General features: G+C 43.9%; 16 protein-coding genes, 1 tRNA gene and 1 pseudogene. 7 read left to right on the top strand and 11 right to left on the bottom strand.

Annotation, left to right across the window (positions count from 1 at the left end; translation table 11 throughout):
* Positions 1-228: 228 nt before the first annotated feature.
* The 6 genes from KJS57_RS04240 to KJS57_RS04215 form a co-directional block, all read right to left on the bottom strand.
* A complete protein-coding gene (locus KJS57_RS04240; protein ID WP_213653891.1) occupies positions 229-1,119 on the bottom strand; it encodes an SU10 major capsid protein in 891 nt (296 codons plus the stop codon).
* A gap of 27 nt (positions 1,120-1,146) precedes the next feature.
* Positions 1,147-1,572: a hypothetical protein gene (locus KJS57_RS04235; RefSeq protein ID WP_213653890.1), complete on the bottom strand. Its 426-nt coding sequence runs from the start codon at positions 1,570-1,572 to the stop codon at positions 1,147-1,149.
* Between the two features lie 1,639 nt (positions 1,573-3,211).
* The gene (locus tag KJS57_RS04230) at positions 3,212-3,727 is read right to left on the bottom strand and encodes a hypothetical protein (protein ID WP_213653889.1); all 516 of its coding nucleotides are present in this window, start codon (positions 3,725-3,727) and stop codon (positions 3,212-3,214) included.
* A complete protein-coding gene (locus tag KJS57_RS04225; RefSeq protein ID WP_213653888.1) occupies positions 3,724-3,981 on the bottom strand; it encodes a hypothetical protein in 258 nt (85 codons plus the stop codon). Before KJS57_RS04225 ends, KJS57_RS04230 begins: the two co-directional genes overlap by 4 nt.
* A gap of 12 nt (positions 3,982-3,993) precedes the next feature.
* On the bottom strand, positions 3,994-4,917 hold the full coding sequence (locus tag KJS57_RS04220; protein WP_213653887.1) for a tyrosine-type recombinase/integrase: 924 nt from the start codon (positions 4,915-4,917) through the stop codon (positions 3,994-3,996).
* Between the two features lie 135 nt (positions 4,918-5,052).
* Positions 5,053-5,125, bottom strand: a tRNA-Val gene (locus KJS57_RS04215).
* 175 nt (positions 5,126-5,300) lie between these two features.
* Between KJS57_RS04215 and KJS57_RS04210 the strand changes: the two genes are divergently transcribed.
* The 3 genes from KJS57_RS04210 (at position 5,301) to KJS57_RS04200 (ending at position 6,876) form a co-directional block, all read left to right on the top strand.
* The gene (locus tag KJS57_RS04210; RefSeq protein ID WP_213653886.1) at positions 5,301-6,071 is read left to right on the top strand and encodes a polysaccharide deacetylase family protein; all 771 of its coding nucleotides are present in this window, start codon (positions 5,301-5,303) and stop codon (positions 6,069-6,071) included.
* Between the two features lie 128 nt (positions 6,072-6,199).
* The gene (locus KJS57_RS04205; protein WP_213653885.1) at positions 6,200-6,565 is read left to right on the top strand and encodes a YidH family protein; all 366 of its coding nucleotides are present in this window, start codon (positions 6,200-6,202) and stop codon (positions 6,563-6,565) included.
* Between the two features lie 107 nt (positions 6,566-6,672).
* Positions 6,673-6,876 carry a hypothetical protein gene (locus tag KJS57_RS04200; protein ID WP_213653884.1) on the top strand — a complete coding sequence of 68 codons (204 nt, stop codon included), beginning with the start codon at positions 6,673-6,675 and terminating at the stop codon, positions 6,874-6,876.
* 48 nt (positions 6,877-6,924) lie between these two features.
* Here KJS57_RS04200 and KJS57_RS04195 read toward each other — a convergent pair.
* A pseudogene (locus KJS57_RS04195) lies at positions 6,925-7,676 on the bottom strand (glucose 1-dehydrogenase).
* Positions 7,677-7,909: 233 nt separating this feature from the next.
* Here KJS57_RS04195 and KJS57_RS04190 point away from each other — a divergent pair.
* Positions 7,910-8,449 (top strand): DoxX family membrane protein, encoded by a 540-nt coding sequence (locus KJS57_RS04190; RefSeq protein WP_213653883.1) that lies wholly within the window; start codon positions 7,910-7,912, stop codon positions 8,447-8,449.
* Positions 8,450-8,537: 88 nt separating this feature from the next.
* Here the strand turns inward: KJS57_RS04190 and KJS57_RS04185 are convergent, their stop codons facing one another.
* Positions 8,538-9,149, bottom strand: a complete 612-nt coding sequence (locus tag KJS57_RS04185; protein WP_213653882.1) for a phosphatase PAP2 family protein — start codon at positions 9,147-9,149, stop codon at positions 8,538-8,540.
* A gap of 51 nt (positions 9,150-9,200) precedes the next feature.
* On the bottom strand, positions 9,201-9,902 hold the full coding sequence (locus KJS57_RS04180) for a PIG-L deacetylase family protein (protein WP_213653881.1): 702 nt from the start codon (positions 9,900-9,902) through the stop codon (positions 9,201-9,203).
* 120 nt (positions 9,903-10,022) lie between these two features.
* On the opposite strand from KJS57_RS04180, the gene trhO reads away from it, so the two are divergent.
* Positions 10,023-10,916: an oxygen-dependent tRNA uridine(34) hydroxylase TrhO gene (gene trhO, locus KJS57_RS04175; RefSeq protein WP_211019748.1), complete on the top strand. Its 894-nt coding sequence runs from the start codon at positions 10,023-10,025 to the stop codon at positions 10,914-10,916.
* A 27-nt stretch (positions 10,917-10,943) separates the two neighbouring features.
* A complete protein-coding gene (locus KJS57_RS04170; protein WP_213653880.1) occupies positions 10,944-11,573 on the top strand; it encodes a helix-turn-helix transcriptional regulator in 630 nt (209 codons plus the stop codon).
* A gap of 87 nt (positions 11,574-11,660) precedes the next feature.
* Here KJS57_RS04170 and KJS57_RS04165 read toward each other — a convergent pair whose 3' ends face one another.
* The gene (locus KJS57_RS04165; protein WP_211020210.1) at positions 11,661-11,909 is read right to left on the bottom strand and encodes a YuzB family protein; all 249 of its coding nucleotides are present in this window, start codon (positions 11,907-11,909) and stop codon (positions 11,661-11,663) included.
* A 196-nt stretch (positions 11,910-12,105) separates the two neighbouring features.
* On the opposite strand from KJS57_RS04165, the gene KJS57_RS04160 reads away from it, so the two are divergent.
* Positions 12,106-12,723, top strand: coding sequence for a superoxide dismutase (locus tag KJS57_RS04160; protein ID WP_213653879.1), 618 nt, complete (start codon positions 12,106-12,108; stop codon positions 12,721-12,723).
* Between the two features lie 76 nt (positions 12,724-12,799).
* Here the strand turns inward: KJS57_RS04160 and KJS57_RS04155 are convergent, their stop codons facing one another.
* Positions 12,800-13,828, bottom strand: coding sequence for a LacI family DNA-binding transcriptional regulator (locus KJS57_RS04155; protein ID WP_213653878.1), 1,029 nt, complete (start codon positions 13,826-13,828; stop codon positions 12,800-12,802).
* Positions 13,829-13,950 lie beyond the last annotated feature (122 nt).

Here is a 13,950-nt window from a genome sequence, read left to right as displayed (position 1 = left end):
TGTTTATAATGTTTAATTCGTTCATTTGACATTTCACCTTTGTTATTCTCGAATAGAGAAAGTAGGGTACAACTACAATTTAGATGTTTAGCAACATCGTTTTGTTTAATGCCTTTTTGGATTCGTTTGATTTTCCACTCCATCCGTTCATTCATTGAAATAATCTCCCTAAAAAAATTTAATAGAAAAAGAGAGCAGGGAAGAATCCCCACTCTCTCATGTTATGTATTAGGCTTTAAGAGTGTATTGTGCTACGGCTTTCTTACTTGCTACTTTAAGTGTTCCCTCTGCGATTACTTGACCTTTAACACTGTCACCAGTTTTGGCCAATGCTTCAAACTGTGGATCACGCAAGAATGCAAGGGAGAGAGCATTAGGGTCAAAGATTGTCATCTTGTCAGCAGAAGCATGGCGACTAAGCAGAAGATTCAAATTGCCAAAATTTGTCCGAATTACGTCAACTACAATCCCGAATACATTCGTTTGAGCAACATAATTGTATTTGTCTTTGTACAAGGCATCAATTTGCTCCTTCAGGTCAGCATTAACCAATGCAAAGTATTCACCTGTTGGAAGTCCTTGATCCCACAACTTTTTAACCGTTGCTTTTACTTCTGCTTCTGTAATTTTACCAACCGTTGCACCAGTAACCAGATTTGCAGGGTCAGCCCAGGTTTCGAGTCCAGCCATACGGCGAATGAATGGAGTAGTGGAACCCTCATTTTTAACACCTTTAGTAACTTGTTTTTCGATATTGGTTTTCAACTCTGTAAGGCGGTCTGCAATCTCGCTACTAAAAATATCGCCTTGACCGTTGATATTAATGGCTTGGGAAGTCCCGCTCACACTAACACCCTTCTGGAACAGTTCCAGCACGTTGGACATTTCAGCACGTCCAGATTGATAGAACTTTACATCCTCGTTACCTTCGATTACAGATACATCTGCATCGTTGGAGTAAGATTTCTCCCTCCATGTATGAACCGTACCGTTCGCCCGTTCAGTCAGCCCTTTAGCAAATAGAAGGGAAGTAAGAGGTGTATCGGCAACGCCAATTTTGACAATCTCTTTTGCCAAGGAGATAGACTCGCTGTTAGTTAGGTTATTTGTCTTAAACATAATAATTGATCATCCTTTTCATAAATTTTAGTTGAATAGTTTATTGATTTTTGCGCCAATCATACCGACAACATCATTGTTCTTTGCTGCTTGCTCATATGGGTTAGTTTGTTTTCTGTCACCAGGAACAAAGGCAGTATTCACTTTTCTTGCTTCAAGAACAGTGTTCAATGCTTCCATTTTTGTTTTGAGTTCATCCATATTTGAAACTTGAATAAACTCGGCAAAGTCCTCTAATCCATTGGCTTTAAGTTCAATGGACAGTTCCTTTTTAAACAATTCCCGTTCACGTTGCTCAATTGCCTTTTCTGCAACTGATTTTTCAATCGGCTTATATTGAAGTAGGTCATCACGTTCAGACAATACCGGATTGAGAATATCAGATTCCCATTGTGCTTTTGCTTCCGCAATTTGTTGTTCAACAATGGCTATTTGTTCGTCTGTAAACTCCACTTGACTTCTCCTTTCAGTTATCCAAGTAAAAAAATTTAGAAAAAAAGAGACATTCCGAAATGGAACATCTCAATACTTGGATACATATTATTATGGAAGTGAAGGATTTTCACCCTTCATTCAGGTTATAGAGTAGGCTATAAACTCAATGAAAGATAAAATTCACATGTATTCTATCATTATATAAACTTTTTAGAAAACACCCCAAAGCCTTGATGCATAAGGATTTTTTGTTGTTTTCTAAACCGTTACATTATTATATTTATTTATTTTTCCTATACTTTCTTACTCTATCTCTGATCTGTTCCCTATTAATTTCCTTCCAGCACTCAGCACAATATTTCTTGCGGTTGGAATTTGTGTGTATTCTATCATAATATAAACTTTTTTTGAGAAGCCTGCAAAGCCTTACCGCATAAGGGTTTTTTGATGTTTTCTAAACCGCTAGTTTTTATTTTTATTACTCCTATCATATGTATACCTTTGGTCAACTCAAAAATCCCTTTGTTTATATAGGTTTTTTCATTATATTTATCTTAAGAGCGGTACGTTTTTCTTCTTATTTGATCACCTGTATCCATACTGATAAATAGAATTTAACTAAAACCCGAGAAGCCTTGTGGAGTAAGGGGTTTAAGGGCTATTTGTTGTTTTCTAAACTTCTACTTTTTTCATTGTATCCTTACTGATAAATAGAATTCGATTAAAGCCTGGAAAGCCTTGTGGAGCAACGAGTTCAAGGTTTTTTTGGTATTTTCTAAACTGTCTTAATTTCTAATTTTATTACCCTTATCATATGGAGACCTTGACCAAGTACAATAAACCCTTATAAACAAAGGGATAATTGAACATTCTGATTCAATAAGTGTGTCGTTTTTGGTGAAAATTGAACAATTAAAGGCAGGGCATATATCATCCTCTGTACTTTGGAAATTAGGTATGAAACATGCTCTCCCTTAAAGACGATTACGTTTTTGAGTATATTTATCCTTCTAGAAGTGAAAACCTTTATTTTATAAGGTTTTTTTGATGCTATGTTTTATAAGCAATCATGGACATTTCTTTGAGATGTGTTAAAAAAGTCAATGTTTATAGGGATTTATAAAAAAGTAAAAGTGTCCACAGGAATTACGCTTTTGACCTGTATTCTCTTTGTTTTTTTCTTTTATATTCCCTTCTATAGTCTTTCCAGCAGGTCTCACAAATTCGATTGTTTCTACCTCTGATTACCGATCTTGTTCCACATACTTCGCATTGTATATGTCCATCGTCTAGTCCCATATCAATATTTCTCTTTAGGTTTTCAACAATTACATCACCAAAACTAGACCAAAGCGTTGTTCCCTTAAAGGCGATTATCTATTTTATAGCGATACTCTAAGAATACCTTATAAATCAAGGGATTTCGGTTTATTGAATGGAACGGTGGGAGAGAATGAGGAAAGATTATATTTTGCCATGGTAGCAAAGTTCAATAGAATTAAGGAAATATGAACTCGCAATGAATCGAATTATTTTGGTAAAGTGTACTCTCAATTGTCGGTGTTTATATAAAAATAATATATAATGTATTAATAGTGATTTCGTACAAAATAAAAAGACAGGGTATGAACCCTGCCTAGAACAAAGAACAATTCAATTATGAAATATACTCATATGGCTGTTCAGCCAGTTTGCGTTTGGCTTGTCTTAGTTGTGTTAGCGTCTTTCTGATTGTCAAACGCCGTTCAAGGACTGTATTGCGGTCAGATGCTTCATGAACAAGTTCTTTCATTGTTGCGTTGATTTGCTCGGTTAGGATTTCAATTCGTGCTGTATTATAGTCAATCCCGTGATGATAAGTTTCATAGATCGGTTGCCCGTTCCATCCTGTTACACGAGTTAATTCCCGGCAACCTTGTTGTTTACAACGGTCATTGATTTGTGTTTTCAGTTTAGTGGATTCAACATCATCCACATAAACAGGAAGTTTAGAAACCTTGTTCAGGTGCTTTTCTAATGTATCGGTAAATAGGAAGTCAAACACTTTTAATTCAATCCAATATTCACCTTGGCATTGGTCAATTGATAGCGTAAAGCGTACATGTGGGTATTGCTTTTGCATAGTGTCAGTAACCGCCTTTTTAGAATCAACGACAATATTAGTAGTAGTCATTTCATTTCCTCCCATTGGATAGTTTTTTCATAGTTTATGATGATAGATTCTCGTTCAGTCCTAAGATGCTCAATTTCCTGCTTTAGAGCCGTTTTACGTTCAGGGGATGTATAAGGTTCAATCCCTTCCTTAGCAAGCCTTAAATGCTGTCTAGTGAGTTCAAACAAACGGTCATAAGTTTCATCGTCCATGAGCCAGATCAAACGGTTCAGGCTGATTTGTGTGTCCAGAAGGTCATTGATTTGTTCGGTCATGTTATTACCGCCTTAGAATTTCATCGTGTTTAGTGGATTGTGTAAATCGTTCTGTTCCTTCATGGCACTCCCCCACAAAGCAAAGTATCTAAGGGTCATATTCACATTAGCATGACGCAAAAACTTCTGTATAAAGGCAACTGAAGCACCAGACATAAGCATACGGTGGGCAGCGGTATGCCTCAGTGTATGTGCTGATACACGTACATTTTTAAAGTTCATGTTTGCTTTCAGATGTTTAAAGATACATTTAACCGCATTGTCAGTGAGTTGATTTCCTTTGCGACAAGTAAAGACGTATTCGGGTAATTGCTTAAAATGCTGTTCACAAAACAGTTTATACTCCAGAAATTCTTTTTTTAACGAATCAGTCATTGGGATACTACTAGCAACTCTTTTTTTACCTGTTACGGTGATGACTTGATTGTTTAGATCAACATCCATCCATCGCAAATTAACGGTTTCGCCTAAGCGACACGCCGAACCTAACATAAAGACGACTAAAAAATAGTCCCTATAGGCATAAAGAGTTTTGTCACGATGCTTTAAACGTTTGTAATAATTCAAAATCTGCTTGATTTGTTCGTCCGAAAAAACTTCGATTTTGATTTCTTCTTTGGCATAAGGGATTTTCTTCGTTGGGTTAGTCTTAGCCGTGAACAACTCCATTTCATATTCAAAGTAATTAAAGAAGATTTTCAAAATATGAAGTTTGCTGTTTACAGTGGTTGGGTTGTTTTTGCGGTTCTTGCCACAATGGACAAGATAATTTTTAACAAGGGAAGCGGTGCAGTCCTCAAGATTAATTACTTCATGGCTAACGCAAAATTCATGAAATTCCTCAAGGGATGCCATGTAACTAGAGATAGTACGAGGGGAAAGGTTACGATACTCACGATCATTTTGGAACTCATTTAAGGCGAACTTTAAAAGCATGAGAAAAACCACCATCCTATTGTTATTTAAAACAATTAGAATAGTGGTTTCCTGTTTTGATAAAGTGTTTTCGATTGACCACCATTTTTATTAATGGTTATAATTGCCCGAAAACCCTTGTCCTATAAGGAATTATGATCTGTAGTGGGCTCGAACCACTGACCCCCACCCTGTCAAGATGGTGCTCTCCCAGCTGAGCTAACAGATCAGATATATAGTGAAGACAAAATTTATCTTATCAGGGCGGGGAGCTGATGTCAAACCTTTTTTACCGCGACCTTGGATAAAATCACCCCCGTGAAGCAAAATAAAGAAATCTTGAGGATGGCCGCATCCAGCTGCGTTGGATGACAACATGTTCTGTAATGGAGGAAAATGTATCAATGTTTAAAAAACGAACTGTGCTCGCCCTTGTTATTGCCTTGTCCGCAGTTTCGTCTCCGCTGCAGGCTAAAGCTTCTCCCTACCCCGCTGCTCAGATGAAAGACCGCAGCTATTATGAGGAGCGGGGCGACATTGTGTGGGAGGTGCCGACCGAAGAGAAATACATGGCCCTGACTTTTGACGATGGTCCCGACCCCCAGCAAACATTAAAAATTATGGAAGTTCTAAAGCAATATGAAGCTAAAGCGACCTTCTTCCTGGTCGGCGACCGGGTGGAGCGTTACCCCGAAGTTGTCCGTCAGGAGCTGCAGGAAGGGCACGAAATCGCCAATCATTCCTTCCGCCACCCCTCCTTCCAGGGCCTACCCGGCAACGTTATGGAAGATGAACTCATCAAGACCCAGGATGCCATTTATAAGGCAACGGGGCAAAAGCCAGTGCTCTTCCGGCCACCTGGAGGCTACTATAATGAAAAGATCATTCATCTTTCCAAGGAACATCATTTACAGATGGTGCTTTGGTCTTGGCACCAGGACACGAATGATTGGAGATCCCCCGGTGTCTCGCGGATCGCGAACAAGGTGCTGAACAATGCTAGGAATGGCGATATTATTTTGATGCATGATTTTGTCCATAACAGCAATCAAACCACGGAAGCATTAAAAATCATTCTCCCCGAGCTAAAAAAACGCGGATACTCGTTCGTTACAATCTCGGAATTGCTTTCACACAAGGTTGCGCCGAAGAACCATATCAAGGTCAGCCATTAATGCCTTAACAGGCTCACATGAATTCATTGATGGAGAAGGCGCCCCCTTCTCCATTTCCTTGCCAACCGTTCATAAGGAGAACATGGCGGAGAATATGGTTAATGTATAGGTGACAAAGGAGGGATAGCATGGAAGATCAATCTTCTGCCGAAAATCGCTTCGTTCAGCAACACTTGGCGAATGAGCGGACTTTCCTCGCTTGGATCCGTACGAGCATCTCCATCATCGGAATAGGGTTCCTGGCCGCCGGACTTGTTTTTAACTCTACCTATAGCGAAATCGCCAGGCTGTTCTCCATTATAACGGGCATGGGTTCCCTTATTTTCGGAACGTCGATCATTATCGCAGCAACCCTGGAGTACAGGCTCAAACGGGGACAAATCAACCGGAATATCTTCCGGTCTTCTTATATTATCGTAAGCCTCATGCTTATTTTGATGCTGATTATATTTGGCCTGCTCTTTTTCCTGATGTATTTTCTACTGTTTGCGTAAACGAAGCTCCATTGATTCAAGGCTCACTCTGGGGGTTATCGGTTTACATAGAAGTGGAAGGCTGCGCACACCCTAAGACAAGGATTTTTCGGAAAGGAGAGGATGATATGAGTAAGGAAAAAGATAAGTTTGAAGGTCTGGACCGCGGTCCAGGCGTAAACCCGATCCCCGTCCCGGACAATTCCGTGTCCTCCACAGATATGCTGGCGGAGGTAGTCGACGTCTTGCTGAATAATCCGAAGGAAGACCAACAAGACAAGAATCAACGACAGGAACAAGCGGATGTATCAAACCGGACAGCGGATAAATGAAAAATAGAGCCCGGCGCAAATCCTGCGCCGGGCTTCAGTCATATTGATTTAGTGTGCGGTCCAACCGCCATCCGCCGTAAGCACAGCTCCGTTTATGAAGCTGGCATCATCGGACGCTAGGAACAGTGCGGCATAGGCGATTTCTTCCGCTTCCCCCATAGGGGCGTTTCCTGCCCGCCCGATAGCCTCCATGCCAAGCTGATTCGGCGCGGTAATCGTCCCTCCGATGGCCGTGTTTACACCGCCCGGAGCAATGGCATTCACGCGAATTCCTTTCGGACCGTATACAGCAGCCGTATTTTTCGTAAGTCCTATCAAACCGTGTTTAGAAGCCACATAAGCTGCACCGCCTCTTGCTCCAAACAGTCCGCCGACAGAGGCATTGTTGACGATGACACCCTTCCCTTTGTCCAGCATAATCCGGATTGCTGCGCGCGAAGCGTACATCGGCCCATTGAGATTGACTCCAAGGACTCGTTCCCAGTGTTCGTTCGTGATTTCTCCGACCGGGATAAAGTTGTCCATGATTCCCGCATTGTTGACCAAAATGTCTACGGTGCCATAGCATCCACAGTCCGGTCTATCAATTGCTGCACATCGGATTCCTTGGCCATATTGGCCATGATTCCTAATACCTCGCCTCCAGCCTCCTTTATGGACGCCGTAACTTTATTAATTCGTTCCTCATTAACATCCGACACTACCACCTTGGCTCCCTCTTTGGCAAACAATTCCGCAATTGCTCTTCCCATGCCGGAACCCGCACCGGTCACGATCGCCACTTTGTTGGACAGTCTCATCTTAGGTTTACCTCCCGTTTGGTGTTTGTTTGATCATATGTTAAATATAGCCTCCTACCGCAAAGCAATCATAAATTTAAACTTTCAATTCAATGTTAAATCAAATTAAAATACTAAAATTTTTATAATTGTGATTTAAATCACATATCATGTGAAAATAATCACTTATACTTAAGACATCAAAGATGATCATCCAAAAAACAAACAAATACAAATCACAAGGAGTGGTAATTATGTTTAACAATTTCCTCAGAACTAACAAATACGCAATGTGGTTTTTAACCGTACTTCGGATATACCTTGGATACCAATGGATCACAGCCGGTTGGCACAAAATCACAGGCGGATTCGACGCCGCGGGCTTCTTGAATGGAGCGATCGCTAACAGTACCGGAGAACACGCAGCCGTTCAAGGATGGTGGGCCACATTCCTGCAACATGTAGCACTTCCTAACGTAGACATCTTCAACGTTATGGTTCCTTACGGTGAATTCTTGGTAGGCCTGGGCCTGTTGCTCGGAACATTCACTACTTTCGCAGCCCTGATGGGACTGGTCATGAACGCAGCCTTCCTATTCTCGGGTACAGTAAGCACCAACGCACAAATGCTCTTGCTTGAAGTACTTATCGTCGTAGCTGCCGCTAACGCCGGAAAAATCGGTCTTGACCGTTATGTTCTCCCTTACCTCCGTGGGTTATTCCACAAAAAAGAAACTGCTAATCCCGTAATCCCGGCACCAAAACAAGGGATGAAAGTAAAACATACGGCATAACGCCTCAGTCCACATAAACAATACAAAAAGCCAGGGATCCTAGTCCCTGGCTTTTTTATTGCCTATTTTAGTCGAATACAGATTCCCTTCACTTCATACTGTCAGAGCTGCTTCGCCATCCCTTATAGCATAGAGCTGCGATACAACCTCCCGCCAGAAAGCCGCCGACAATGTCGCTGGTGTAGTGCACGCCTAGGTACAACCGGCTTAATCCGATCAACAGAATTATCACAAGCACCGCTGCTCCGCAAGCTCGAATCCAGCCTTGACGAGATCGCAGCAGAATCAGGGCGATCATTCCGTAAAAAGCGATCGAAACCATGGCGTTTCCGCTCGGAAAGCTGAACCCGTCCGGTTCCACCATACGGTCCCACAGCTGGGGTCTCTCCCGGTGATACAGCACTTTTAGGCCTTTATTGACGAGCCAGCCGGCTACGAGACTGACCGTCACCCACAAGGCTATCCGCCACCGCCGGAGCAATAGTGTAATGATCAGCACAATGGCAAAAACAACGATATACCCCGTCGTTGTGCCCAGTTCCGAAACCGCTTTTATTGCCGGATTTAAACTCTCCGTCCTGAGACCATAGAAAAAGTCACCGATCCCCCGGTCGATCGATTGTAAACCTTCTGTATGTATACCGAGTCCAAGCAGAATAAAACAGATAGCCATTATTCCGGCCGTAAGCCAAATTTTCACCTAGTACTTCCTCCCCCATGGTAACACCTAGCTCATTGTACAAGAATGGATCTAATTCAGGTCATCAAAAATCGTGCGCTCCGCTTTAATCGGAAAATGAACTCCCCGCTCCCATCCCAACTCGAATGCTTCAACCTGTTGGCCCGGCGGAACGTCCGGCCCCAGTTTGCCGAAAACTCGCTCAATGCTGAGGATTTGCGATTCATGAGCCGCCAGCGCCCGGCGCTTAACATCCCAGTTTCCGTTCTCCGCAATTTTGATGATGCTCGAGGAATTCGCTTCGTATGAGCTCAATTGGTTATAGTACAATTTTTGTACCGAAGGAGCCTGACCTCCGAATACGACCTCATTCACTGCATGATGAATGACAATATGATCCGCATGCCCGGAAATGCCGTCCTCCGGAAAAGTAACGACCACATCGGCCTCATGGCGCCGCAAAAAGTCGGCAATCAGCTCCCGCAACGCGGCCGGATCCGCTTCCTTCAGCTTACCGTCTCCCATCCCTGCCTGTTCCAAAGTCGTAATACCCAGAATTTCAATCGCTTTATCAAGCTCGATATCCCGCTTTGCCGCCAATTCCTCACGTGTCATTTCGCCTAAACGCCCGGTCTTTCCCGCGTCTCCCCGGGTCGCCGTAAACAAGACAGGAAGGTCGCCCCCATCGGCGATTTCCCGGATCAGATAAGAACAGCCGAACGTCTCGTCATCGGGATGCGCATAAATGAAGGCCACGGTTCTATTTTTTTTCATCTTCAATTTCCTCCTTAATCTTCTATGCAATATTTACTATACTTACTATACTTTAATATTGACTAAGTTGATAAAATTCACTACAATTCAGTAGAATCTAATATAGACGGGTGATCTAACATGAGTCAACATGCATATCGCATTTTGTTATTTTATAAATTCACGCCGATCGCTTCTCCGGAAACTTTCACGGCGGAGCATCTGCAGTATTGCAAAGATTTAGGTCTGAAAGGCCGCATTCTCATTGCTTCCGAAGGAATTAACGGCACCGTCTCCGGTACGATCGAGCAAACAGAGCGTTATATGGCCGATCTTCGCGCCATGCCGGAGTTTAAAGATATCGTGTTCAAGATTGATGAATCCGAAGGCCATGCGTTCAAGAAAATGTTTGTCCGCCATAAGCAGGAGCTGGTTACCTTCCGGTACGAGCATGAATTAGATCCGAATACGCTGAGCGGCAAACGCTTGTCTCCGACACAGTTCTACGAGCAGCTTCAAGATGAAGACGTGATCGTGATCGACGGACGAAATGATTACGAATTCGACATCGGCCACTTCCGCGGAGCGATCCGTCCCGAAGTGGAGTCTTTCCGGGAGTTCCCTCAGTGGATCCGCGAAAATTTGAGCGAGCATAAAGACAAGAAGATTTTGACTTACTGCACGGGCGGCATCCGCTGTGAAAAACTGACCGGCTTCTTGCTCAAAGAAGGATTTGAGGACGTTGCCCAGCTGGAAGGCGGAATTGTTACCTACGGGAAGGATCCCGAGGTTCAAGGGCGGTTGTTTGACGGTAAATGTTACGTGTTCGACGAACGTATTTCCGTTCCCATCAACCAAACGGATGAAGATATCGTTATTGCCAGCTGCCATCACTGCGGGGTTACTCATGACCGTTATATCAATTGTCCAGTATGTAACCTCCAATATGTATGCTGTGAAGATTGCGAAGATGAGCATCAGGGCTTCTGCTCCGACGCGTGCATGGAAGCCGTGCAGGCTGTTAAGCACGGCTGATCTTGCGCCCCGAGAGGAGTGTATGTCTTGAATCAACCAAAGGATTTGTCTACCCGCGACCGGATTTTGCAAATGATGAAAACCTCAGGTCCCCTCAGCACCAAAGAAATCACCGGACAGCTCGGCATTACGGAAATGGCGGTTCGCCGCCATCTGGGTACGATGGAACGCGACGGTCTGATCGAGTCGAAAATGGTACGCCAGACACTTGGACGTCCTACCGCCGTATACGGGCTGACCGAACTGGCTGAAGGTTTATTTCCTAAAAAGTATCATACCCTGACCCTCGATCTGCTCGATGAATTGGAACAGGAGTACGGCGAAGAAACTGTAAATCGTCTGTTTGACCGTCGTAAAGATAAGCTTAACCGGCAGTACGAAGCCGATATGCAAGGAAAAGACCTCTTGGAGAAAGTCCAGCGGTTGGCGGAGATCCAAAACGAAAACGGCTATATGACGGAATGCGAAACCCAGGAAGACGGCCATTTCGTTCTCATGGAGCACAACTGTCCCATTTCCCAGATTGCAAACCGTTATAACCACGCTTGCGAATGCGAGCTCAAGCTGTTCGAATCGCTATTGGATGCCAAAGTAGAACGCACGGAATGCCTGGCTCAGGAAGGGCGTAAATGCGTTTATGTAATTAAGCCGTCATAGCTGCATACCTGCAGTCCACACATAAAACAACCTCCGATCATCCGCAACTGCGGCTTCGGAGGTTGTTTTGTATATCTGTATTTTAGTTTATATATTATGGAATGCCTTCAACTCTTCCTCGATCGATTGCCTGATCAGAGCAATGCACTCTTCGGTTGTTTTGGCAAATACCTTATTCCCGTTGACCATTGCGTAAGGTCTAAGTTTACACAGGCCGCATAAATTCATACAGTCCGACCGCAGCACGGCGATCTCGGGATATTCTTCCTCCAGCTCCTCCAGCTCCAACGCGCTCATCAGATTGCTGTCGCACACTTCCACGACAACGATGCCCATACTCAATTTTCATTCACCTCAAAACTGAAATTATCTATATCCGATGACTCATTATGATAAAACAAGCCTCGTTTGTCAATGCAGGACATGATTTAACATACTTAATATACATTTATGTTGACTAAGCCGCAATGGATAATTATAATAGGGAGTGTTCAAAATAACTTTTACATATCTATGGAGAGGATGATAAACAATGGCACATCAATTACCAGCACTTCCTTATGCAAACAACGCACTTGAACCGCATATCGACGAACAAACCATGATGATTCACCATGACCGTCACCATAATACTTACGTAACGAACCTGAATGCGGCGCTTGAATCCGCACCTGAGCTTCAATCGAAATCCGTAGAGGAACTGATCGCCGATCTGGACAGCGTTCCGGAAAGCATCCGTACAGCAGTCCGCAACAACGGCGGCGGCCATGCGAACCACTCCCTGTTCTGGGAAACAATCGGACCAAACGGCGGCGGCCAACCATCCGGTAAGCTTGCTGACGCCATCAACAGCGAACTCGGCGGCTTCGACAAATTCAAAGAAGATTTCTCGAAAGCAGCTACGACTCGTTTCGGAAGCGGCTGGGCATTCCTGGCGGTAGACAATGCAGGCAAATTGTCCGTTTACAGCTTGCCGAACCAAGACTCCCCGATCATGGAAGGCAAAACGCCGATCCTTGGCCTGGACGTATGGGAGCATGCTTACTATTTGAAATATCAAAACAAACGTCCTGATTACATTGCTGCCTTCTTCAACGTAGTCAACTGGTCCGAAGTTGAGAAACGTTACGAAGCCGCTTTGAACAAATAATCATCGACACAAAGAACAAGACGGTTGGTCCGGGTATCCTGCCCGTGTCCAACCGTCTTTTATATTCCCTGCTCTTTCAATGAACCGGCCTCCGTACGGAATTGCCGAGAACTAAGGTAGGCCGCACATACTGATGGATCGCATCCCTGGATGACCCGGACAACGACAACAGCAAGGTCGCAGCTGCATCGCACATCTTCTCTTTTTCTACCCGCATCGTGGTCATCTTGAGGCCGCCCTCTTCCTCATATCTGAGATCATCGAAACCGACAATCGAAATGCCTTCCGGGACATACAGCCCTCTCTTCCTCAATTGTCTTGCCAATAAATACGCAATCCGGTCATTGCCGCAGAAAAAGGCCCCTGGTTTCTCCTCCAGCCCGTCCAGAAACATTCCGATTTCCTGCTCCGTGTAATCAAAACCTGGTGAAGACGTCAAAATAAAATCATCGTTGATAACAAGTTTGTGGTCCTGCATCGCTTTCCAATATCCAAACCAACGCTCCTCATGGCTGGTCGTCAAATTGGTCGGCCCGATGAATCCGATCTCCCTGTGTCCGGCTTGAATAAGGACCGATACCGCTTCATAAGCTCCCTCGATATTCGCTGAGGCAACTACCGGGCAAGGAAGATCCCGATGGTATGAATCAAGCATAACCAAAGGCGTGTCCAATTCCCAAACGGTCCTGGCATAGTCCATGTCCACGATTCCGAACAATATAATGCCGTGATAGGAAATATCGGAGCAATGCCGGGGCAGCTCCAACCGGGACTCCATATCCCGATCGATCGGGGCAATTACCGCGTTCAGCCCTTTTTTGCGGATGCTTCGTTCCAACCCCCAGATCATATCATGGTAAAACTGAAAATGATCGTTATCCTGATAACTCATGATTCGCTCGGGCACCAGCACCAGAATATTCCCGCTTTCGGGCGGTTTATCCGAGTATGAACCATAGCCCATCTCCCGGGCCGCTTGCAGCACCCGGTTTCGCATCTCCTCACTGACGCCTTTCTTGTTCAACAGGGCCAGCGATACTGCATTTTTGGATATTTGCAGGTGATCGGCGATATCTTGCATGGATACTTTCTTTTTACGGCCCATGTTCTTTTCAATCCTTCCGAAACATGATAAACTATGTTCAATATTACTTTACAAATTTAAGTTTTGTCAAGTTTGTCAAGTAACCAAACTAAACTAGCACCGCTTATCTGGAGGTAATAACT

The organism is Paenibacillus vini (assembly GCF_018403325.1).
GTDB lineage: Bacteria > Bacillota > Bacilli > Paenibacillales > Paenibacillaceae > Fontibacillus > Fontibacillus vini.
The sequence above is the reverse complement of the archived record's forward strand: the minus strand, read 5'-3'. Positions and strand labels throughout refer to the sequence as shown.